Origin of the sequence: Actinophytocola oryzae, assembly GCF_004364325.1 — a bacterium.
GTDB classification, from domain to species: domain Bacteria; phylum Actinomycetota; class Actinomycetes; order Mycobacteriales; family Pseudonocardiaceae; genus Actinophytocola; species Actinophytocola oryzae.
Genome location: NZ_SOCP01000008.1, coordinates 1 through 25,031 on the forward strand (window position 1 = coordinate 1; position 25,031 = coordinate 25,031).

The 25,031-nt window shown below is 72.4% G+C and carries 2 protein-coding genes; one reads left to right on the top strand and one right to left on the bottom strand.

The window, feature by feature from the left end:
• Positions 1–296, bottom strand: a 296-nt coding sequence (locus CLV71_RS21855) for a hypothetical protein (RefSeq protein WP_133904699.1), incomplete at its 3' end; no start/stop codon positions are given.
• 2,124 nt (positions 297–2,420) lie between these two features.
• Here CLV71_RS21855 and CLV71_RS21865 point away from each other — a divergent pair.
• The gene (locus CLV71_RS21865; RefSeq protein ID WP_208297680.1) at positions 2,421–24,989 is read left to right on the top strand and encodes a protein-glutamine glutaminase family protein; all 22,569 of its coding nucleotides are present in this window, start codon (positions 2,421–2,423) and stop codon (positions 24,987–24,989) included.
• The last annotated feature ends 42 nt before the right edge of the window (positions 24,990–25,031 follow it).

The window sequence follows — 25,031 nt, forward strand, 5'->3', positions numbered from 1 at the left end:
CGATTGCTGAGTTGTTGGCGTCGTTGTTTGGTGCGTTTTTCATTCCTGGTGTTGTGGCTGTGTTTCGTTTGGGTATTGGTGTGGCGTTGCGTCAGCTGATGATGCGGTTGGCGAGTTTCAGTTTCCGTGCGGTGGCGTTGCGGTTGGCGACGCGTGAGGGTTTGGCGCACCTGGGGGCGGCGGGTGTGCAGGCTGGTAGGCAGCTTGCGGTGGATGTGGCCAAGTACGCGGCGGCGGGTGCGGCGTTCATGGGCGGTCTGGACATCGCTATTGATGGTATCCAGAACACGATGCATACCGCGGGTGGTCAGCGGTTGCGGGAGGGTGTGGACTGGAACGCGTTCTTCATGTCGTCGGTCCTGGGTGCGTTGGGCGGCGCCTTCTGGGGTGTCGGCCGGTCGATCGGCCGCGGTGTGGACATCATGTCGCGTGATTTTCGTGCGGCGGTTGGCAACGAGGTCGGAGCGCTGGCGGGCCCGGAGATGCGTGGGCTGGTGGGTCGGTTGGCCGGTGGTTTCGCTGACCTGGGTTACACGGGGATGCAGATCGGTATCGGTGGTGCGGCGGCGAACCAGGCGATCAACGTAGCGCAGGAGCCGTTGGCTGGTGCGTTGTCGAGGTTGTTCCCGCCGAAGGACGGTGCGTCGGCGGAGAGTGGTGCGGCGATGCCGTTGGCCGCTGCGACGGACGGTGCGTTGAGCCTGATGAGCCGTGCGCAGGGCGCCAGGGTGTCGACGCCGAACCTGTCGGTGGGGGACCTGTCACTGGGGGATCTGTCCATAGGGGACCTGTCGATCGGAGGGATCGACGGAACCACTGACGGCAAAGCCGCTGGGGGTGCCACTGACACCAAGACGGCGGGCGGCGCGGTCACAGCCGGCAAGACCACGGATGGTGCCGTCACGGCGGGCAAGACCACAGATGGTGCCGTCACGGCCGGCTCCACGGATGGTGCCGTCACGGACGGCGAAACCACTGGCGGCAAGCCGGTCGACGTCGATACCGCAAGCGTCAGCGACAGCGCGACCGTTGTTGGTGACGACGTATCCATCGCCAGCGACAGCACCGGTCTCAGCGGCGCCACTCTGGTCAACGGCACCGCCGGAACGACAGCGCAGCCCACCTCGGTCGGTGTCGCCTTCACCCAGGCCGATGCCACACCGGCACTCGAAAGCACCCCAACGGCGACAACCAACCCAACGGGCGACACCGCCTCCACCACACCAAGTGCCCCGGCGACGACCCCGGGGGCCGCAGGCCCATCGGCCACGGCTCCGAGTATGGACACCTCACCCGGAGTAGCGGCCCCAGCGCCTGCCGACTACTTCGGCGAACAGGCGCCCAGCGGTCCGACCGGCATCACCCAACCCGGGGCGACCGCCACACCGGCCCCCGCCTCGGTTCCTGGCACAGGATCGGTTCCCGCCGCAGGCTCGGGTTCCGGCTCCGGTTCGCTTCCTGCCACCAGTTCGCTTCCTGCCACCGCATCGGGTTCTGCCACCACATCCGGTTCTGTCGGTGGGCCGGGTTCTGTCGGTGGATCGGGTTCTGTCGGTGGGCCGGGTTCTGTCGGTGGGCCGGGTTCTGTCGGTGGATCGGGTTCTGTCGGTGGGCCGGGTTCTGTCGGTGGGCCGGGCCCTGTCACCGGAGCCGGTTCTGCCGCCGGATCTGGGCCTACCGGAACCGGATTGAGTTCCGGGACCGCTCCTGCAGTCACCTCATCGGGGCCTTCTTCGGCGGCGGCGGTCGGCGCCTCGGCGCCTGCCACTCCGCAGAACCCCACCACGCAGAACCCCATCTCCTCGGGCGGGACGCCGCGCTCCGGTCCTCCGGCCACCTCTTCCGGCGATGCCGCGCCGACGTCCGGACAGTCACCACAGTCACCACAGACACCGTCGCCCGCTGCGGCTCGGATGCCGGGCAGGCCCGGCGATGCCACCAACCCGTCCGCGGACTCCGCGCCCGCCGCCGCCCGGTCCTCGGCACAGCCACCCACCCCGCCCTCCTCACCACCTCAGAACGCGGGCCAGCCAAGCCGGCAGACGGACACGCTGCCGGTGTCGCAGCCCGACGCCACCGGGAACGGCACACCCAGGACACATTCCGACACCGCCGACACGCCAAGCCACCGCGACCACCGCGACCACCGTGACGGTCACCAGAATCCGGGACAGCAGGACGGCCCACTCCTCGCACCATCCGTGGACCTGGTCAGCGACGGGGGCACCCCAGCGCCGATCGGACCCGCACCTGGGCACGCCGCCGCACGGACGACCCGGCCGGTGGCCGTGCCCGTCGCGGCCGGGGTGTTCCTCGCGGGACCGCTCGATGCCCACCTTGTCGGGCCAGTCTCACGGATCCAGGCCAAACCGGGCATCTTCTCCGTCATCTTCCGGGCGGCGGAGCACGGGGGAACAGCCGTGACGGTGCAGGACATCGCGACCGCGGCACGGGCCAACGGCTGGAACGGGCGGGACCCCGTCGAGCTGGTCGCCTGCGACACCGGGGACCTCGCCGCGCTCACCGACGCCGTCGGCGCCGAACTCGGGGTGCCCATCGACTTCTACGCCGGCCTCGTCTGGCTCGGGCCCGGCACGGTCGCCGGCGGCGTCACGGGCGGCGAGCTGGTCTGGACCGACGGCCGGCCGTCGATCGTCAGCGGGGGGCGGTGGTCACGACGGGCACCGGAGGACGGCACCGTGTCGCCGTCGCCGGTGGACCGGGACACGCACACCCCCGCGACCGATCTCGGGCTGGCCGAACCCGTGCACCTGGCCCCGCCGCCGCCCCGGGCGATCGTCCCGCCGCCGAACCCCGCCGCGGAAACCCTGGCACACCAGGCGAGGGTCACGCGGCCGACACTGGTCGACGTCCCGGGGCTCACCCCGGACTTCGCCGCCGTGCGCACCATGATCACCAACCTGCTGGCTCAGCGCCTCCGCAGGCACGCGCCGCCCGCCGACTGGGTCAGGACGCAGTTCCCCGACGAGAACTTCGGCGACTTCGGCGACACGCTCGACGGGCTGACCGCGCAGACGCCCCACTTCGACATCGAGGTCAGCGTCGTCGGGATCGGCGTGCCGTCGCACGAGACCGCGTCTCTCGGCGACCGGTCGAGCGCACACGAGTCGGCGCCGGACCTGACCTCGGCCGTCGACGCCGCGGAGCGGTCGCCCGCCAGGGCGAACTTCCTGACCGTGCCGGTCGGCCCGGTCGGCGACGTCCACTTCGAACCGTTCGGCGTCGGTTCGGAGATGCGCGGCAGCCAGTCCGTGACGTCGGAGTCGCGGCGCTCGGCCGAGCTGACCGCCGACCAGCGCCCCACCGTCAACTCCCAGCACGACGTGCAGTACCGCGCCGTCATCACCCCGAGGCACTCGAGCATCCTGCGCAGGCACCACAGCGACGTCCCGGTCACGGCCGACGTGGTCGTCCCCGGGCTTACCCTCGCCTGGCACGGCGCGACGGCCGCGGTCCCGACCACGCACCGGCGGCGGCGGTCCTCGGCGCTGTCGTTCGACTCGTCGAGGAACACGAACGCCGTCAACAGGGCGCGGGACTGGGCGGCCCTCGACGAGGTGCGCAAGGCGATCAAGCACGTCGAGTTCCCCGGCATCGGCAGGGCGGCGACGCAGCTGCGGAACAAGCTGCAGCTGGACGAGAAGGCGTGGGAGGAGTCCGGGCTCGGCGAGTGGTTCGACGACCTCGCCGCGGAGCACGGCGGCGACGTCGTCACCTACCGCCTCGCCAGGAAGACGTTCCAGTACCGCGGCCGCCCCCACGAGGTCATCGTCGGTCGCGTCGAACACCCGTCGGCGAGCCAGCGCCTCGGTCGCCCCCGCACGCCGTCGCACGTGACGAGCGGCACCGCGGAGATCAGCCACAAGCGCAGCGTCAGCGGCTCCACGACGCGGTCCGCGGGGTCGTCCCAGGCCTGGGGCGGCGAGTTCTCCGTGACGTTCGGCCAGCGGATCGCCACCGCCCTCGGTTTCGGGCTCTCGGTGAGCGGGTCCTACGGCCGCACCGCCGAGTCGGAGTCGTCGCACAGCGCGGGGGTGCACCACGAGCAGCAGACCCGGTCCACCGGCGAGGTCGACGACATCCCCGGCGAGATCCACCTCCAGATCTCGGTCGCCGAGCCGGACCAGGCGGCCGCCAAGGACAGCTTCCGCTACCAGTTCATCAGGCACCCCGAGTCCGCGACGTCGTTCGTCGCGGACCTCCCGGTCCGGGTCGTCGCCGCCCTGCCGGGCGAGATGGACTCCGACCCCGAGTCGGGCTCCGGCGCGAGCACCGGCGGCCGAGGCCCGTCCGGCATGCGGGTCGAGGAAGTGCCGCACAACGTGTGGGGACAGTGGCGGCTCACTCCCGCGACCGAGCAGTACTTCGTGGACCGGTTGGTCCGCAGCCTGGTCGTCAAGGGCGCCGTCCGGACCGCCGACATCCACGACGTCGAACAGCGGCTGCGGGAGTTCCTGCGGGACAACGCGAAGGCACTGCACGGCGGCGACAGGCTGCGGTTCTCGCTGTCTGGCGAGCGGGACCTGTTCCTGTCCGGCACGATGGTGGCCGACCAGGGCAAGTACGTCACGGGCGCGCCGAACAAGCAGCTCAGCGGTCTGCTGGCGGTCAGCGAGAGCAGGCGCACCAGCGTCGTCGGCAAGCGGTCCAGGTCGGCGGGGTTCTCCGCGAGCGGCGACGCGGGCGTGGCGAGCCTGTCGGGCAGCGCCGAGGCATCGGCCAACAGGTCACGCGAGAGTTCCGTGTCGAGGAACGTCGGGCACGAGAACCAGTTCGAGACCGAGGGCGGGAGCCACCTCTACCGCTACCCGATGAAGCTGGACGCGCGGCTCGGCCTCGGCTTCGACGACCTCGAGCCGCCGTTCGAGTGGCGCGGCGAGAAGCTCGACCCGGCCTCGGAGGCCCCGGCCGAGCCCGCCTACCAGCCGGGGTTGGCGGGCAGGGTGCAGATCGCCGTACCGGAGCGCCGGGGCATCGGGGTCGACCTCGGGCCCGCGTCGACGATGGTGGAGACCGGGTGGCTCCCCGCGAGCCAACCGACCACACCGATGCGGGAGGGCAGGCTGCCCGCCGAGTACGAGATCGACTCGCTGAAGCCGATCGACTCGCTCGCCTCCACGGCGACGCGGATGCTCGTGCTACCGGCCGCGACGGGGACCCGGAGCAGGATGGTCGACATCGGGAAGCGGGTGTTCCTCGGCAGGGCCTCGGCGCCGCTGGGCGGCGGCAACCCCGGCGACCGCGGCCGGGAGTCCTCACGGATGGCGCTCGACACGTGGTCGAGCTGGCCGTCGCGCCAGGCGAGGTTCGGGCTGGCCGGCACGGTGTCCGACCGGTTGTGGCTGGAGAGCCACAACGACGGTGGTATCGCGAAGATCGGTGGCCGCGACCTGTTCGGCAGCGTGGGACTGACGACGGTGCTCGGCAACGCGCGCATCGTCGACCGCGACGACGCGCACACCTTCCCGAGCACCACCCGCACCACCATCGAGCTGGACCGGCCGGAGGAGAGGTCGAAGGGCGTCACGCTGACCCACTCGGTCTCCGCGCCGCTCGGCCCGGTGACCGGTGGTGTGGAGGCCACCGTCGGCGTGCGCCGCGACCACTCCGTCGGCGAGAAGGACAACGACGAGGTGACCACGACCCACAGCAGGGTCGAACGCGGCTACCTCGTGGAGTTCGACGTCCGCCACCAGCTCGACACCTCGGTGCACGGGAGCGACACCGGTCCGCTCGGCGGCGAACACCCCGGTGCGGAGACCAGGGAGACCCGGTACCGGGAGGTGCCGCAGGCGGTGAAGGTCTGGGTCACCGCGAGCGACCTGCCCACCATCGGCGAGCTGACCGCGCACGACGTCGACCGCAACCTGCACCCCGACGACCGGCGGGCCTACGAGGCCGTCCGCGCGGGCACGCCTCTGCCCGCGCCGCCCGACGCGACCACGCCGCCGACCGGTGCCGGCCACGGCGTCGGCGGGGTCGACCCCGGCACACCCGACACGGTGCGTGACCTGGTGCGCCTGATCGAGGAGCGGCTGCGCGACTTCGTCTCGAAGTACATCCCCCACCCGAAGACGGCCGCGAAGTACACCAGGCTCAACGACACCGAGATGCTCGGGGACCTCGCGACGCGGCTCGCGCTGAACTTCGACATCGAGATGACCGACATGCTCAACGGCGGTCTCGTCGCGCTCGCCAACCGACCGGTCGACTCCGGCAAGCTGGAGGAGCTGGTCATCGTGTCGGCGCGGCTACTCGACGATGCCCAGTACCGAGGCAGGGACCGGGAGTACAGCTTCAGGTCCGAGCTGAGGACCTCGACGACGAAGACCGCGAGCAGCTCGACGGCACTGAGCGGCGGGGTCACCGGCTCCGGGTCGAAGTCCATCCCCATCCCGAAGTTCTTCGGCTCGGAGATGATCAGCGAGGCCGTCGCGCCGCAGGCGGGCCTCGAAGGCGAGCGCTCCTCGGGACGGCAGCGTGAGACGGTCACCGGGCCGACCACGATCTACGAGTGGAAGGGCGAGGCCGAACGGCACGGGTTCGGCATCGAGGTCACGGTGCAGGTGCACCCGTACATGCGGTCGGGCGCCTACCGCAGGAACGTCCCCGGCCTGCGGACGGACCCGCTCACCGGCTGGTTCACCGGCACCCCGTTCACGCTGCCGGAAGCGGTCCGCACCACGGTCGGCTCGATCTTCCGCGCGACGGGCCGACCGCTCGACGAGGTGGACAACTCGTGGCGGGAGTCCCGGAAGCTGGACGGTGCCGAACCGGGTGTGCCGAAGGACGCGACGATACGGGCGTGGCCCTTCGACGCGCCCAAGCTCCAGGAAGCACTGATCGGGCTGGCCCACGGCCTGAGCGCGCGCCGCGCCTACCACCTGCTGGTGGCCACCCGCGCGAGCTGGCTCAGCCAGCACTTCGACGGACCGCTGTCGGCGGCCGGTTACACCGTCCAGGTCGGCAGCAGGTCGATCTCGAGCGTCAACGTCAGCTTCGACCTCGGTCGCCGGGTGATCGTCCGCCAGATCACCGGCGCAACGCTCACCCACCTCTCGACGACCGCGGACGAGACCACCACGAGCGTCGAGAAGAGCGGCACGCTCTCGGCGAGCGCGGTGGCCGACCCCGCCGCGAGCGTGCTCGGCATCCCCGGCTACGAGCGCGAGTTCGGCAGCGAGCGTGCCACCTCCCCCGGCGGTCCCAGGACGACCGAACGCAGGACCGACCGGGTGTTCCTGGTCCAGGCCGAACTGCGGCCGAGGCTGACCGTCCAGCACCGCGACGGAACGACGACCACGCCCTACGAGTGGCACCCGAAGGAGGCTGGTGACCCGCCGAAGGCCTGGCTGCGGGTCGACGAGGCCGGCCTCGCCGCTCTCGGCCTGCCCGTGCCCAAGCCGGCGCCCACGATCACCGTCCCCTCGGCGTCGCCGAGCCGGCCGGGCGCACCGCGGTCGGGCTCCGCGCACCGCGGCAGACGGGGGTCGCTCACCCCCTCGGCGCGGCCGCCGGTGTCCCCGTCGACGTTGTCCCCGTCGCTGTCCCCGACGCTGGCCCCGCCGCAGTCGGCGATGGCCCCGGTGCGGCCACGAGCACAGACACCCGGTCCCGCGCGACAGTCGACCGCCCCGGCGGCGACCGCGATCAGGCCCGCACGGTCCTCGCCGGGCCTCGCGACGGCCGGGCCCGCGTCGCCGGCTGGTGCTGCGGCAGCGGGTGTGGCGGCGGGCGTGCCGGCACGGGCGGCGGCCACGTCTGATGTGTTCACCCCGGTGCGGATTCCCGTCGGTGTCTTCCTGCGTGGCAACGAGAGCGACGAGTTCGCCGCCGCCGTGGCGTTGCTGCCCCGGCGGCCGGGGGAGGTCGGCATCGTGTTCCGGAACGGGACGCACGGCGGCCCGCGCCCGACCGGACCGGAGATGTTGGACGCCGCGAAGTCCGCCGGGTGGAACGGGAAGGACGCGATCCGGCTCTACGTGTGCGAACCCGGCAACCTCGCCTCGCTCGCCGACCGCCTGGCCAAGGAGACCGGTGTCACGGTGTTCCGGCCGATCGACCTGGCCTGGATCGGGATGGACGGCCCCGGCCCGGCGGTGCGGATCGGTCCGGCGGCCACGACCGACGACGGGCGGCTCGTCGTGCCGATGCGCCCGTCGGCCGACGTGGACGCGACCGGCGCCGGCTGGGCGACACACACCCCGGACGGCCAGCCGCCCACCCCGTCGACCTACACGACCGAGGTGCCACCGACCGCTCCAGCCCGGTTGGGGTTGAGCAACCCGGAACACCTCGGCCCGGACGCCCCGGGCCCGCGCGCCGTGGACACCACCGGCCGCCACGGGGACGCGTTGGCGCGCGTGGCCGGCCGAGGCGGCGACGGGCTGCGCACGGTCGCCGGACCGGACGGTGAGCTTGTCGCCGCGCCGTGGGCGGGCGGTGCGCCACCCCTGTTCATCCTGACCGAGGTCGAGAACGGCGCGTTCACCGTCGGCGGCGCGTCGATGACCCCGGACGAGCTGGCACAGTGGATCGTCGACTCCGGACAGGTACCGGACGGCGACCCCCGGCCGGGCAACGTCGTGTTCACCCAGGACCTCGACGGCGACCCCGGTACGGCCGAGGAGCTGACGCGGGCACTCGTCGACCGCCTCGGCGCGTTGACCGGCGGGACCTGGCCGGGCCTGCACCAGGTCGGCGAGCACGCCCCGCTCGTGTCGGACGGGACACCGGACGGGCCGGTCACCTTCGCGACGTCGGGTGAACCGTTCGAGGCGCACTTCCCGCTCGGGATCGACGACGTGGTCGTCATGGCCGGCGGGTTCGTGGTGGCGTTCCCGGCCGACGAGCGAGCCTGGCAGGAGCTGGACGCGTTCGTGTCGGACGGCTCGGCGGGGCTGACGGGTACCGCCGGGCTGGAGGGCGTCGGGGACCGGATCGTCGTGCTGTTCGACGGAGCAGGGGAGACGGCACGGGTCGCGCTGCCCTCCGGCCGGACCGTGGAGCTGAGTGGACGCGAGGCCGGGGAGATCCTGCTGCAGGCCGCGCTGATGCGGGAGACCCTGGCCGACCGGAAACGTTCGCTGGTCGTGGTCACGCGAGGTGCCGGCAGCGCGGCCGGGGGTCTCGGCGCCGGGGTGCGTGCGGCGTTGCGTGCGGAGGGCTTCGACAACGACGTGTACGCCGGGCACGCGTCCGTCGAGTCGGGCACCCTGCGCCTGGCGGACGGCGCCCGCGTCGAGCCCGTGCTCGCCGCGCCTGGCGACGCACGCGGCCAGGACCACGACGTGCCCGCCGCGCGAGGGCCCGGTGAGGGCATCGCGGGGGACTACCACCGCGTGATGGACGGGGTCGCGGGCCTCACACTGTCCACAGTGGAGCTGGCGAGCTGGGCGGCCGAGCTTGGCGAGCTCGCCGGGACCGGCGTGGTGGAGCGGCGGGACCTGCCGGCGGGCGTCGGTGACCAGCTGTCGGTGATCGGCCGTGGCCTGGCCACGCTCACCGACCCCGGTGCGCGGGAACAGCTGCGTGGTCTCGTCAACGACGCCGTGCTGATCGCCTCGCACGTGCCGACCCGGCCCAGCGGGCGCACCAGGGCCGAATGGCAGTCGATCCAGCCGATCACGCCGGACCGGCTCGTGCAGGTCCTGGACGACATCGCGAGCTACCTGGAGCGCGGCGCGAACCCGTTCACGGCGCCGAGGTCCATGGTCCGCGGCATCGACTTCCCCGTCGACGCGCCGCTCCCGGTGCGGCTGGCCGTGCTCGGCCTGGTCAACCTCAGCCAGCGCGGCCGCTCGGACCTGCTCGACGCACCGCTGTTCCCGGCGCTCCTGGCGAACCCCGCCGCACTGGTGGAGTCGATGTACGCGGTGAGCGGGCACGAGGAGCAGCGGTTCATCACCACCTGCAAGCCGACCGTCATCGATGTCGCGCTGCGCGCGAGGGTTCCCTCGGTGGCCGCGTTGCTGACCATCGGCCACCGCGCGGCGAGCTGGTTCGAGCACAGCCTGCAGCGGACCCCACCCACCGCGCGTGCCGTGCGTGACCGTCCGTTGGGCCGCACCTACGAGCAGGTGCTCCAGGACCGGGTGGCCCGGACGAGGTCGACGATGGACGGCCTGACCGCGCGGGCACTCGAGCTGGCCGCCTCCGGTCGGCAGGACCCCGCTGCCTGGCGTGCCATCACCGACCAGTGGGCGCGGTCCATGCAGAAGCTCGGGACCACCGACCTCAACCAGCCGCCCGTGGCCGTGCTGACCCCGAGAGTCGTGCGTGGCAGCTCGTTGGGCAGCGAGCTGCTGGCGCCCCAGCTGCACCTCGACCGGCCAGGTCGCAGGAAGCACGGCGGCACGGAGCTGTACTCGGCGTCCCTGCGGGACGAACTCGCCGCGGAGCCGGACGGCAGGCCGTTCGGCTCCGCGGACCGGGAGACGCTGCACCAGCCGCCCGTGCCGCTCGCCGACCGGCTCGACACGGCGCGGGCACGCGAGGAGTTCTGGGCCCGCATGGCGTCGGGTGCCGGTGACCGGCTGCGCATGCCCGGCCATGTCGTGTACGCGCAGGCGATCAGGGTCGAGGGGCGGCCGGTGTTCTCGGTCAACGACCCGGGGAACGGCCGCCGCTCGCTGCTGACCCCGGACGAGTTCGTGGCGTGGGCGAGGAAGAACAAGGTCGGCGGGGCACCGTCGCTGTTCGGCGAGCCCGACACCGCCCCGGCCGGGGGAAGTACCACCTTCGACCCCCGGCCGGGACGGCCGGGCACAGAGCCGATGCACGCCGTGGACCGAGGCGGGCAGCCGATGGCCTTGCGGCCTGCCGTGACCGAGAGCGGCCGGGTCCTCCTGTCGCAGGTGGACAGTGCGGTGAGTGTCGCGATCGCACCGGCGCCACCGGGTGGCCGGCCGGCGTCCGATGCATCGCTGGACGCCATGGCGGCGTGGGCTTACGAACGGCTACACGCGGTCGGTGGTGGGCGGCGTGAGGGGTTACTGGCTGCCGCCGAGCAGATCGTGGTCCGGTATCAGGGGCTGCCGCACTCGCGGCAGTTGGTCGGTGATCTCACGGCGGTGGTCGCCCTTCAGTTGTGGGAGCGTGGTTTTCCCGCGGCGGAGTCGTCGGCCCGGGAGCTGGCGGGCAGGTTCGGGACTTTCGCCGAGGACGGGCCGCCGGCGTCCAAGCGGCCGCGGCTCGACAACGGGGCCGACGTCCTGCCGCCGATTCGGCAGGTCTTCCCGCAGTTCGACGTCATGTTGCCGCCGCTGCGCGCCGGGGCGGGGGCGGAGTTCGACGGCGTGCTGCCGTCGATCAGTGCCCTCCTGCCGGGGCCGCACCCGGCGATGCCGCCGCAACGGCCGCAAGCGGCGGAGCCGGCTGCCGACGATGTCGCGCCGACCGCGCGCGCCAACACCATCCCGCCGGCACCGCCGCTCCCGGAGCTGGTCTCGTTCGAACCGCGCTTCGACGGCGACTCGCTGAAGTTGTACCTGGGGCTGACGAGCAGGGGTATGCCGGCGGGTGGGCTGCCGGCGGGGGTGCGGCCGAACCTCGCCATCGAGGGGGTCTCGTTCGCCAGGAACGGCGCCGGCGTCTTCATCGACCCGGTCGGCCGTGAGTGGGTGCGGGCGTGGGTCGTCGCGATGGGCAGGAAGGTCGACTGGTCGAAGAAGCGGTACTACGCCTCTTCCAAGGTGGCGGAGCTGTCCGGTGACCTGGTGAGCCAGAGACAGGTGAGCACGTGGTGGAACGAGGCCGGTCTCACGACCGACGTGCGGGCCGCTTTCACGGTACCGATGCGCCCGCTGCCCGCCGCGGTGCGGGACTTCCGGCTCAGGTTCGACGGCGACTCGCTGAAGCTGTTCCTGTCGGACGACCCTCTGCCCGAGGGTCTGCCGGAGGACACGCAGAAGAACTACGGCACGCCCCCTGGCATGAGCTTCGCCCAGTCGGCCCGGGGCGTGTTCGTCGACCCGGAGGCCAAACACTGGGTGCGGACCTGGGCGCAGGGCCTCGTGGCCGCGGGCCGGGACGGAGAAAGGGTCGCCAGGTCGACCGGCTTCGTGAGCAAGTCCGTGGTGAACCAGTGGGCGTCCGAAGCCCCGCCCACCGTCTCGGGAACCAGTTCGTCGCGGTCGTCCAGCCCGGCGATGCGGTCGGAGGCGTCGGAGTTCGGCGACGGCGGCGTCGCCACGCCACCGTCCGTGCTCGACGACGAGACCTGGCGACACTCGGACGCCTCCACCGCCGAGTGGTTCGCCCCGGCCGACGAACCGTTGCGGCCGGCGGACTGGGAAGGACTGCGCGCCGGCGCCGAGGTCCGGACCGTGGACACCGAACTGGCCGACCCGCTCCTCACGGGCACCGCGCGCCCCGGGCGGCTGCCGAGGTTGCGACACCTGATCCGGTACGACGTCCGGCGGATGGAGGTGACGCCGGGCCGGTTCGTGCGGGAGTACACCGTCCGGTTGCGGCTGGACGGCTCACGGGTGTCGGCCACCGACCGGGTCGCGGTCGAGCTGGACGTCAAGGCCGGCCTCGACGCGATGGTGAACAGAGGTTTCCGGCTGCCGGACGGTGACCAGCTGCACATGCGGGTGGACTTCGTCGGCCGCGGCGAACCCGCGCACGCGGACATCACCCTGCTGCCCGCCGACGATCCGCGCAGGACCGACCAGACGCGGTGGTCGCTGCGGGACCCGGGCAGGCGTCTCGCCCACGAGATCCCGCACTTCGCGGGATTGGTCGACGAGTACGTCCAGGGCACACGCGTGTTCCTGGCGAACGAGAACCGCGGCCGCGTGGTCGACGACGACGGACCGATGGGACGGCTGATCTCCTCGGCCTCGACGATCAAGCCACGACACGCCTGGGCGATCGAACGCACGATGGTCAGCCAGCTCGGCGATGTGCGGGGGTGGCACCCGGTGGCCGCACCGACGGCGCTCCCGGACCTCACCGGGAACGACCGCGCCGGGTCGGCGAGCGACGACTTCGTCCCGGTGTCCGATGTCCCTTACGCGCAACGGCTGGCCACGTTGCTGGAGGGCGGCGACACCCCGGTCGACTTCCGGGAGGTCCTGACGATCCTGCGCCAGTCCAACGCCCGCCGCGACGGCGAGCAGCTGCGTGACGCCTACGAACAGTCGCAGGGGCACAGCCTCGCCGATGCACTGACGGCGGCCCAGGAGGCGGGCAGGCTGACCGAGACCCAGGTCGACCGCGTCAACGAGGAGACAGGGCACATCCCGCCACGAAGCCTCGACGGCGCGGACTTCCCGCCGCCGCCCCGCACGGGCGGACTTCCCGGCACGCGGCCTGCGGACACCGTGGCTGTGCAGTCCTTCGCCGACGTGTTGCGGGACTGGATGGACGCGGGTGCCGAGCGGGACGCGCTCGAACTGCTGCGCACGCTCGACCGGGAGCCGCGGCGGGTGTGGGCGGTCGAGGACGCCTACCGGCTGCTGACGACCGATCAGCACGGTGTGGGGCGGTCGCTCGGCGAGGACCTCGCCGCGGCGCTGCCCGGTGAGCGCGAGTACGTCGAGCACCTGTTCGCCCAGCCGATCCCCGACGAGGGCGTCCGGCAGGAGTGGACGGACCCGTCGCCGGTCGAGTGGGACGCGGCCCTGGAGTGGTTCCAGGCCGTCAGCCGGATGACCTTCGACTACCGGTTCGGTCAGGTGCCGGTTCCACACGGTTTCGCGTCGGACCACTGCTACATGCGAGCACACCTGGTGGCGCTGAAGCTGATCCAGCTGGGCACGCAGCCGAGGAAGATCTTCATCGGCAGCAACGAGCCGCCGCTGAGCACGAGCTGGAACCTGCCTGACACGACGCGGATCGACCTCCCGTTCGCCTACCACGTCGCGTCGATGGTGTTCGTGCAGCGGGAGGGCGGTCCCGAATGGATGGTGTTCGATCCCACGCTGAGCGACCGTCCGCTGACCGAGGACGAGTGGATCGGCATGCTCGGTTCGTCGCCGGTGCGGCAGCGGATCGTCGGCCCGATCGACTCCGTGCTGGACGCGCTCAGGATCGTGAGCGCCGTTCCCGGCGCCGTGCGGGACGGTGTCCTGCGCGAGAAGACCGTGGTCGTCACGTCGCCGCGAGCACTGGAGCTGACCACCACCAACCTGCTTCCGCGCGGACCCGGCCAACCCGCGCTGGCCGCCGGTGTCGGTTCGGTCCGAACGCTCGACGAACAGTACGGGCGACAGGTGGATGCGGGACTGGCACACGACTCGGCTGTCCTGTGGCTGCAGGAGGTCGGCGGGGAGATCTTCCGGTTGATCAGCGGTTTCCTCGACGGTCTCCGGCGTGAGGCTCTGCCGCTCGTCGAGCGTGACGTCGTCGAGCTCGTGCGCGAGGCCGTCGCGGTGTCGGTGGGCATCGAGAGGGTCGGCGACATGCTGGAGTACAGCCCCACCCTGGAAGCCTTGCTGCGCGACACCCTGCCGAACCGGTTCGCCGATCTCGGCCGCGAGGACCTGTCGGACGCCAGCTCCGACGACTCGGACTTCGTCGGTCTGCCGCCCACTACCGACGGTTCAGCCCCCGGTGGGGAGGTGCCGCTGGCTTCGCTGACGGCGTGGGTCGGCGGCGCGGTGGCGCGGCTGACCGGAGGCTGGGTGACCGAGGTCGACCCAGCGCTGGTGCAACAGATCCACGTCAGCCTCGGGGAGAACGCCGCGCACCACGACGTGGCCGGACTGGTCGACGTGATCGCGCGGACCGCCCTTCCGCACGCGGCAGCGGCGGTGGGTTATTCGTGGTCCACGGGCCTCTCGTTCGCCCGGGATGCCCAGGCCGGGTTGGCGGATCCCGTGACGCAGCGGTGGCTGGTGGGGAAGTTCGGCAGGTTCGACACCGAAGGGCGGATGTTCACCGCGTCACGGCTGGCCGAGCTGATCGGTCTGCCTGGCGTGGTGTCGGCTGCCGACGTGTCCCGCTGGTGGACGGAGGTCGGTGTCTCGCCGGATCTCCAGGAGCGGTTCGAGGCGGCCGCCGCACTGACCCATGACTTCCTCTCCTGGCAGCCACGACAACCTGGTGAGAAGTTGGACCAACTGTTCCCCTCCGACACGACGCGGTCCAGACGCAGTCTGTGGACGACGTCCTGGCTCGTCGTGCAGGCGTTGCGGACCGACGCGACGACCGGGGAGCCGCTCCTGACCGCCGAGATCGGCAGGTACCTCGGTCTCAACGAGAACACCGTCTCGAAGCGGTTGTCCGCACTCGGACTCGGCGTCGCGGTGCGGAGGAGGATCGCCGGGTCGATGCGCACGCCCCATCCGGATTTCCTGGCATACCGGCCCTCGCCCGAGCACCCCACGGTGGAGTCGTTCGCCAGCTCGCGGAACTTCGGCATCGACCTGACCCGCGACATCAACGGTCACGTCGTCGACCCGGAGGCTCGGTACTGGGTCACGTCGTGGCAACAGGCGGCGAACGTCGCCGGTCCGCCGACACGTCGCGTGGACAAGCGGCCGAGGCCGACGGGTCCTCCCGCGCCGCCGGTCTCGACCTCGTCCGCGCCGCCGGGCCGTCCGTCGTTCGGGGACGTGGTGTCCGCCGCCGTGCGGTTGTCCGGTGCTCGGGTGACGGCACTGGATCCCGTGATGATCGAGGAGGCCAGTGCGACGCTCTGGGAGGTGACCCAGGGATTGGTTCGGGGCGCGGCCGCCGAGCTGATCGCGTCGACGATCCTCGCCGACCTGGGTGTGCCGGTGGTGCGGCAGGGTGGCGGCCCTGCCGGCGGGGCACCGGCCCGCTTCGCCGACACCCGGTTCTGGGCCGCTGTCTCGACCTGGGTCGGCTCGGTGCGGGACGGGGCCGTGTCCGTGCCGGAGGCGTGGTTGTGGCCGCCTGCCCGTGATGCCGCGGCGTGGGTCGCGGAGTCGGCGCGGCTTTCCGAAGGCCGGTTGGCCGGTGTGGAGCCTGCGGTGCGTGCGGAGCTGCTGGCGGACGCGGCGTCGATCGTCACGCGCCAGCACCGGACGCCGTTGGTGATCGAGGGCCGTGGCGGGGTGGGAGCGGCGTGGCTGCGACCGTTGATCGACGACGTGGAGACACTGGTCGCGCACCAGCTGCTCGACAGCGGTCCCTTCGCGGCCGCGGCGCTCTCGTCGAGGTTGGCCGACGCGCTGGGCACCCGGCGACCCGCGGACGCGTCGGCGGCCGAGCCGCTCGACGTGACCGGTCAGCGGCAGCAGGCCGGCGAGTCGTCCGTGCCGACAGGTCCACCCCTGGATCCGCGGCGGATCGAGCAGGAGGCCGCGGACGCACGTGACCGGGTCGCGGTGGCGCTCGGGCAGGCCCGGATGGCGCAACGGCACACGGCGACCGAGCTGGAGCTGCTCGCCAGGTCGGTGCGGGAGGCCTACGGCGCGGTCGTCGGCACCGGAGAGGCGCTGGAGCTGGCCTCACAGCGGTTCGAGGACGCCGAGAAGTACTGGTCCGCCCTGCGCGAGCCGGACAAGTTCGGCAAGGAGGCCGGCACGGACCTGGACGCGGCCGACGCCGTCGTGGAAGCGACGGGCGCCGACCTCATCGCGGCGCAGTCCTCCTACACGGCGGCGCGGACCGCCTACGACAGGGCCGTCGAGGCCGAGTCCCGCGCGACGCGGGCGCTCGCCACGGCCACGGCCGCCACCGAGCAGATCGCGGCGCACCTGGCGACCGCGAACACCGCCACCGCCGCGGTGGCGGGCGCGGGCACGCGGGCCGGCGAGCACCGTGACACCGTGCTGGCCGCCGAGAACGCCGCGAACCTGCGCCGGGACGAGGCCAGGAGTGCCGTCGACACCGCCAAGCAGGCCAGGGAGGACGCGAAGGAGGCCGCCAGGCAGGGTGGTATCGAACGGGGACTCGCCCAGCTGTCGGTCCTGCCGCCCGGCGCCGAGGTGCGGATCGAGACCCTCGGCCCGCTCGACGCGCTCGCCGCCGCGGTCGCCGACCTGACCGGCCTGCCCGAGGACTCGGTCGCCGCACAGCTCGCCGGCCTCGGCCCCGAAGGGCTCGCGCAGGCGGTCAACAGCGGCAGCCTGCAGGTCACCACACCGAACGGCCCCGTCGACATCGCGGTCACCGCGGACCTGCACCGGCCCGCGGACACCACGACCGCGCCACCGCACGGGCGACCCACCGCGAGCGCGCGGGCGACATCGCGCGAGGTCAGCGTCCCACGCGCGTCGACGACGTCGAGCAGCCTGCCCCTGCGCATCCCCCTGCTGTTCGTCACGCCGCTCGACGCCCTCAGCCTGCTGGGCCGGCCGATGGTCTTCGCCGGCGGGATGACCAGGCGGACACAGAGGTTCGAGTCGGCCACGGTCTCCGGGGCGAGGACCACCACCTACCGGTCGATCGTGCCGGCCACGATGGTCCTCACCGCGAGCCGTCCCGGCCTGGAGCCGCTGGTGGCGCCCGTCGAGGCCGGTCTGCGCCTGCCGGGGATCACCCGCACCGGCGTCGCGATGCCGAACCCCGTGCCGGTGGAGGCGTTCCCGCTGCTGCGGTCGGGCGTGGTCACCGTCCCGCCGTCGTTCGAGCCAACGCTGGGTCGTTCGGAGCCCGTCACCAGCGCACTCCGGACCGTGCTCCTCACCCATGACGAGAACCCGGTGCGGGTCACCGTGGACGGCGAGGCGACGACGATCACGCCGACCGCCCAACCCTCGATCACCCTGTTCGGCACCACCGAGGTCGAGCACGCGCACTTCGCGGGCCACGGCTCCGCCTGGTCGACCGCGCGCGGCAGCGACGCGTCGTTCGGTGCCGGCTTCTTCGCCGGCACGAAGCGGTGGTTCGCCGGCCTGTTCAGCGACTTCGGCTCCTGGGCGACCGAGGCGGCCACCCTGGCCACCGAGCGGTCGACGGGGCACGGCTTCTGGGACACCGAGCTGGTGTACCGGGTGGAGCGGCCGGCGCGGCTCGGCGGCGCCACCGGCGTGCACGACACCGTGCGGAGCACCGTCACGCTGACCGTGGCGGACGCCCGCAGGCTCGGCCTGCCGCTGCCGGCACACCTGACCGGCAGCCAGGACGTCAACCCCAACAACCCGAAGGTGTACTGGTTCGGCAAGGACGCCATCCGGTCGGTCGACACCAACAAGGTCGTGCCCGTGCTGTCGTACGGACTCGGCCGTGCGGGCGCGGCGGCCGTGGCCGCCAAGTTCGGCACACCGGACAGCGCGCGGGACGCCATGTACAACGCCATACACGGCACCGAGGCGGTCACCTGGCAGGAAGGCGGCCGCACGCACCACCTCGAGTTCCACGCGGAGCTGTCCGCGCCGGCCACGACGGTGCCGTCGAGCCTGACCGAGATGGGTGCCGAGGACCGCGCCGCCGACCAGTTCCGCCGCACGCTCGACCCCAGGCGGGGCGCGCGCGCCGGGGCAGGCGGCGCGAACGTGGTGACCGGCACCGACAACCCCAACGCGAACCCGTACCGGGGCGGGCCGTCCACCTCCGGCGGCGCGCCACGCGCGGCGGTCACCGGCACGTGGGAGTCCGGCCACGTGAACAAGTCCGGCTACACCGGCAAGGACGGGCGGTCCAGCAAGTCCTACGGCGGCCTGCGTGACTTCTCCGGCACGGTCGAGTTCACGCTCGGACACCGCTCCACCCCGACGCCGAACTGGGCGCAGCGGTTCTTCCTCGGCGGCCGTCAGCTGTTCGGAGCGAAGGCGAAGGACCGGCTCCACGGGCCGTCGGCGGCGGACATCGACCGGGTGCTCGCCGGCGAGCCGGCCGGCCAGCAGGGCCTGCGCACGGCCACCGTGTCAGGCGCGGTCGAGGTGTCGACCACGGCGGACAAGCTCCGCTGGGCGACCCAGCCGCTGCCGGACAGCGCCATGACCGCCGGCATCTACCTCGGCACCCCGCCTCCGGCGCCGGAGGCGGTCGGCCGGGGCGCGTTCGGCGACTACGCCAACGTCGAGCACGTGTGGGTCACGCCCAACACCACCGAGGGCCTGTACATCGCGCTGGCGAAGCGGGTCGAGGCCGCGGAGGGTTCGCAGGCGGCACCCGGCCCGTCCACCCGCGTCCCGCCGAAGGGTTCCGGGAGCTGGTCGTCCTGGGGTCAGGACCGGCTCGTGGAGACCAGGACGGTGGACGCGCGGACCACCACGAACGTCTACGACTACAAGCACTCCGAGCTGACCCGTCCCGGCACCACCTCGGCCGACGCCGTGCGCAACTTCGTCGGGCAGGCGGGCAGCCGGGGCACGGCGAGCCAGGGCATCAGCGGCAGGGGCTCGCGCAGCGGGCGGATGCTGGCGCCGGGCCGGCTGACCGACTTCAACGGCGAGCTGACGGCGCGGGTCGACTACTCCGCGCCGAGGCTGCTCGACGTGTCCCCCGACAGCTCGTTGAAACGCACGCAGCTCGGCGAGCACGTCACCGGCACCACGAAGGCCACCGCCGTGGGCGTCGAGGGCGAGGTGAGCCTCGGCTACTCCTCGCGGCGCGAGGGTGCCGTCGGCTCGGCGGTGCGTGCGGTCTTCGGCGGTGGCTGGCGAGGTGGCCGCAACAAGACCGCCGACCTGACCAGCGGCGCCAAGCAGGCGTTCAAGTACCGGGGCCCGACCGCGCTGGTGGTGCTGGACGCCCGGTACACCTACGAGGCCGACCTGAACCTGCGCAACGTCGTCAAGACGCTGCCGTTCGCCCCGCTGCCGGTGACGGTCGACCAGCCGAACGGTGTCCTGGTGGAGCTGCCGGTCCAGCACGCGATCGCCCTGTTCACCTCGGCCGGGGTGCCGGTGCCCGCCGACCTGGCCGGTGCGCTGCCGGACCCGGTGACGCCCGTCGCCGACCCGGCGCGGACACTCCTGCCCGAGGACGGCGGCTACGCGTCCTTCGGCGACACCACGGTCGTCGACGCGACGCTGCGGTCACCGCTCACGGAGGTCGGGAACGCGCTCACCACCCTCGGGGTGACGAGCAACAAATGGCGCGCGGAGGTCCTCAACCAGGTCGACGAGATGCTGAACGGCCCGAACGGGCACGTGTGGCTGAAGGACGTGCTCGTCGGCGACCAGGGCCACGGCGGTGTGATCTCCGTGCCGGACCCGGGCGTGCTGCTGCAGGACGTCGTCGACATCCGGGTCACCGCACGGCCCGCCGACCGGGAGCCGCCAGAGCCCCCGGTCCCGCCGGTCATCCCGGTCAAGCAGAGCAACGACAACTACGTGACCGTGTCCACACAGGACAGGAAGAACACCACGTGGTCGGCCGCCGTGGCGGTCGAAGCCGGCGTGCACGGCCGCAAGGACACGGCGCCGTCGAAAGAACCCGACCAGGACGGCGGGCCAGGGCAGCCGCGGGCGACCCCCGGCACGTGGTCCCTCGGGGCCACCCCGCAGATCTTCGGCGGCGCGAGGAGCCGCAGGACCGACGTGATCCTCCCCGGCGGCGGCACCGAGAAGGTCAGCACGCACGTCGACACCGACAAGGTCGGCCGGACGGGCCACGAGGTCGACTACGAGCTGACGATCACCCGCCGCCGGGCACCCATGCCGATGCTCGACACCCCGCTGCTCGGCGTGCCAAGGCACGTCGACCTCGACCGCACCGCGGTGCCCCCGGTCATCCTGGCGGGTGCGGTCGTGCTGCAGTCGCCGAGCGCCTCCGCGTCGCCGCCCCTGACCGGGCCCGAGACGCCGCCCACGGTCACGGTCCTGACCACCCGCCCGCCGAGGAACCAGCCGATGTTCGAGGAGACCGGCGGCTGGCGGGTCGAGTCGATCGGCGCGAGCACCGCGTCGGCCGTCCACGACGCGGTCTACGCGCAGCTGTCGAGCCAGCGACTGCCGACCGGACCGATCGGGCAGGACCAGCTCCGGGCGGCGGCGGGCACGCCGTCGGAGTACACGCGGCCGGGCGGCAACGCGGAGTACGTCGCGCACGCCATGACCAAGGGCAGCTCGTTGCACGCCGCGTCGAACGCCGTGTTCACCGGCGACAGGTACAGCTCGGCGAACGTCGTCGGTGCCAAGCACACCCTCTACGACTCGCTGTTCGACCTCACCGTCACCGCCGACTTCGACCCCGGCAGCTTCCGGCTGGTGCGTGCCCTGCCGGAGGGCACGGAGATGAACCTGTCCCACGAGCTGGAGGACGTCCGGCCCGAGGGCACGGTGACGACGTCCGCCAGCAGCTTCGGGCCGTCCGTGCCGTTCTTCGTCGGCGAGACCGTCGGTGCGCACGGGCCGGGTCCGACGAGCATCACCAGCGGTCCGCCCGCCGGCGAGACCATCGGCAACGACGCGGCGACCGGCGTCGTGACCAAGCCGGACACCGGCGGCAGCGGCGCCCACGGGGTCGACTACACCGGCCGTTCGTACCTGTTCCTGGCGAACGCGGACTTCTACACCGAGGTCACCCGCCACGGTTCCAACTGGACCCAGTCCGCCGCCGCGTCGGTGCGTGGCGCTCTCGGCGGGCCGGATCCCCATTCGGTCGTCCGCATCGGCTCCCGCGACGACCTGCTCGTGCGGGTGTGGGAGCAGGAGGCACTCGACCGGGGCCTGATCACCGAGGCGGACGTCGCGGCGCACGCCGAGGAACGTCCGCCCGCCGTTCCCGCGGCGACCAAAAGGGCCGACCTCGCGGACACCGCGAACCAGCCGATCCCGTTGCGGGACCTGGCCGTGTGGGTCGACGGCGCCGCGGCGAAGCTGAGTGGCGGAGCGGTGCGGTCGGTCGACCGTGCTGCCGTCGAACGGGTCCACACGGCGCTGGGGGCGGACGCCGCCCGGCTGGGCACCGTCGAGCTGGCCGACCTGATCGCGCACAGCGTGCTGTCGCGTGCCGACGTGCCGATCGCGCGGCCGGGTCTGCCCGGCGGTGCCCCGAACGGTCCGCGACCGGGCCGGGCGGCGCCGGACGAGTCCGGGGATCCGGGGCCGTCGACGGGCCGGCCCCGGTACTCGGCACCGCCGGAGCACCTCGACGAGCCGCCGCTACCGACGGACCCGGACGAGCCGATGCCGTTGCCGGCACTGGATCCGACGAGCGTCGCACTGCGCGATCTCAGCCGGTGGCGCCCCGGAGCTCCCGACGACACGTGGATCAGGTACGCGTCCGGCGACTTCGCCGCGCCCGACCGGATGTCCTTCGCCCGCGACGCGAACGGGGTCCTGCTCGACGCCGACGCGACGGAGGCGGTGCGGTCGTGGGTCGTCGGGGCATTCGGCGCGATGGACGAGGACAGGGGTCTGTACACGGCGGCGACGGTGGCGGCGTTGGTCGGCCTGCCTGCCATGGTGGGTGCGGAGACGGTGTCCCAGTGGTGGTCGGAGGCGGGCATCCCGGCCACCGTGCAACAGGCGTTCTCGGAGGCGGCGGAGATTCCCTTCGAGTATCTGAGCTTCGACGGCCGGTTCGAGGGTGACTCACTGGCGACGTACCTGGGGTTGACCAACCACCAGGTGCCACCGGGCGTGGCGCCGAACATCGCACCGCCGCCGGGGGCGGACTTCGGTCGCGTGCGCTTCAACGACGGCCTTGCCGGGCGGCTGGTGACGTCCTGGGCGATCGTGAAGGGCGTTCAGTACGACCGAACGCGCAAGCGTCTTCACCACGGTGGCTCCGTCGCCCGGCTGTCCGGCCTCGTGACGACCAAAGCGGTGAGTACATGGTGGCGTCGGAGCGGTCTCACCCTGCAGGTTCGTGAGCTGCTCGCCGGTCCGTACCCGGTGCGGGAGGCACCCGGGGAGTTCCTGGCGTTCCGGCCGCGTGGTGAGGGTGACACCCTGGAGTTCTTCGTGTCGCCGCGAGACGAGCGGAACGTGGCGACACTGACGAACCTGGTGGTCCCCGGGGACCTGGGCTTCGCGCGCGACTCGGCCGGCGACCTCAGCGACCCGGAAGCCCTGCACTGGGTGCGGTCATGGGTGATCGCGGCCGCCGCGGCGGACGGCTACGACGCGGCTACCCTGGCGAGGATGACCGGCATGGTCCGGGAACCGACCGTGCACCAATGGCTGATCGAGGCCGGGCTGGCGAGCGATGCCGACAGCGTCGAGTTCGGGCGGCGCGTGATCCAGCACGCCGCCGCGGCGGTCGGGGAGTTGCGTGACTACGAGCCCCGGTTCGAAGGCGACTCGCTGAGGGTGTACCTGGGGTTGTCAGACCGGCCGTTGCCGGCCGGCGTGCCGAGGAATGTCGCGGTGCCCGCGGGAATGAGCTTCGCCCGCGACAACCACGGCCATTTCGTCGACTCCTCCGCCGAACAGCTGGTGAGGTCCTTGGCGACCCTGTACTCGGTCCGGTTCAACAAGGCTACGAAGAGGCTGTACAGCTCGTCGGACGTGGCTGCCGCCATCGGTTTCGCCAGCAACCCGACGGTGCTCAAATGGTGGCGTCAGAGCGGTCTCACCCAGCGGGTTCGTGAGCTGGTCGCCGGTCCGTACCCGGTGCGGGAGGCACCTGAGGAGTTCCTGGCGTTCCGGCCGCGTGGTGACGGTGACACGTTGATGTTCTACGTGTCACCCCGAGACGAGCGGAACGCGGCGAGCTGGACGAACCTGGAGCTGCCTGCGGACATCAGTTTCGCGCGCGACGCGAAAGGCGACTTCAAGGATCCGGAGGGCCTGCACTGGGTGCGGTCGTGGGCGCTGAGAAGGGTCGCGGAAGGCGAGTCCCATCGATCGGTGGCGAGAATGGCTGGCACGTTCCCGTCGGACGTGCCGCAGCGGGGCGGGTTGACCGCGACACTGGTGGGAACCTGGGCCAGGGCGGAGCGGGGCAGGCCCGTGACGCACCCGTCGAGTGATGGCCCGGTGACGGCGGTGGAGCCGGACTCGGTCATGGACGCCGGCCCGGCCATGGAGCCGGCGGCCGCGGTGCCGCCGTCGGAGGACGTGCGGTCGGTGCTGGACGGCGGTGGGCGGCCCACGTTCTTCTCCCTCGACTACGGGGACGGCTTCACGAGGACACTGCACGGGTTGACGTCTGCGGGAGACCTCGCCACGAAGAACGTCATCCAGGCGCGGCGGGACGCCGAGGGCAATATCACGGCCACACTCGAACCGGCGCCGTGGGAGCTGGTGCGCAGTGAGGGCCAGGCCCCACCGGTGTTCGTGTTCCTCACCACGCACGGCGGCCGGCTCGTGCGGCGCGAGGGCGGGGCCTGGCGACCGATGATGCCGGAGGACGTGGCCTCCATGCTCGTCACCAGCATGGAACAGCGAGGCGGACTGCGGGACGGCGACGTGCGTGGGCAGCTGGTCGTGCTGACCAGGAACACCGGGTCGGACGCACCCGGGATCGCCGCCGCCCGGGCGCGGACCGCCGAGGTGGTCGAGTTCATGGGCGCGATGACCGGCGGTCCGTGGCCCGGGTTCCACCTGGTCACCAACCGGCCCCACGTGGCGTCGCTCGGCGTCGTCGACGACGGGCTGACGGGAACGGTGACGGCGGTCTGGGACGACCGTTTCGTCGAGCACGGCGAGCTGACCGTGGAGGACGTGGCGGTACTCGCGTCCGGGCTCGTGGTCACGTTCCCGACCAGCACGCCGATGCAGCGCGAACTGGACCTGTTCGTCGACAGCGGTGCGGAGGGGCTCGCCGGTTCGGCGGGGTTGGCCGGTGTGGTCCGCCCGGTCGTGCTCGTGTTCGACGCGCGGGCCGGCGAGTTCGTCCGCGTGGCGTCGGTGCCTCGCGGGCTGGTCACCGAGCTGCGCGGCGGCAAGGCGGGGGAGATGCTCCTGCGTTCCGGGGTGTTCCGGCGGTTGCTCGGTGGGGGCGAGCGCGACGTCGTCGTGCTGGCGCAGGACGCCGGGGCCCGCCCGAGCCACGGGGGAGTCGGCTTCGACCTGGCCGCGGCGCTGCGGGAGGCCGGCTTCCACAACAACGTGTACGCCCTCGTGAGCGACGCGCTGATCAGCGACGGCCGGCTCGCGCCCGGTGCCCGCTTCCAGCTCGTGTCCACGCCCCGGTCGGCCGAGGTGGAGTGAACGTGAAGCGCTGACGGCCAGACTCCCGGTGTGGTCCAACCT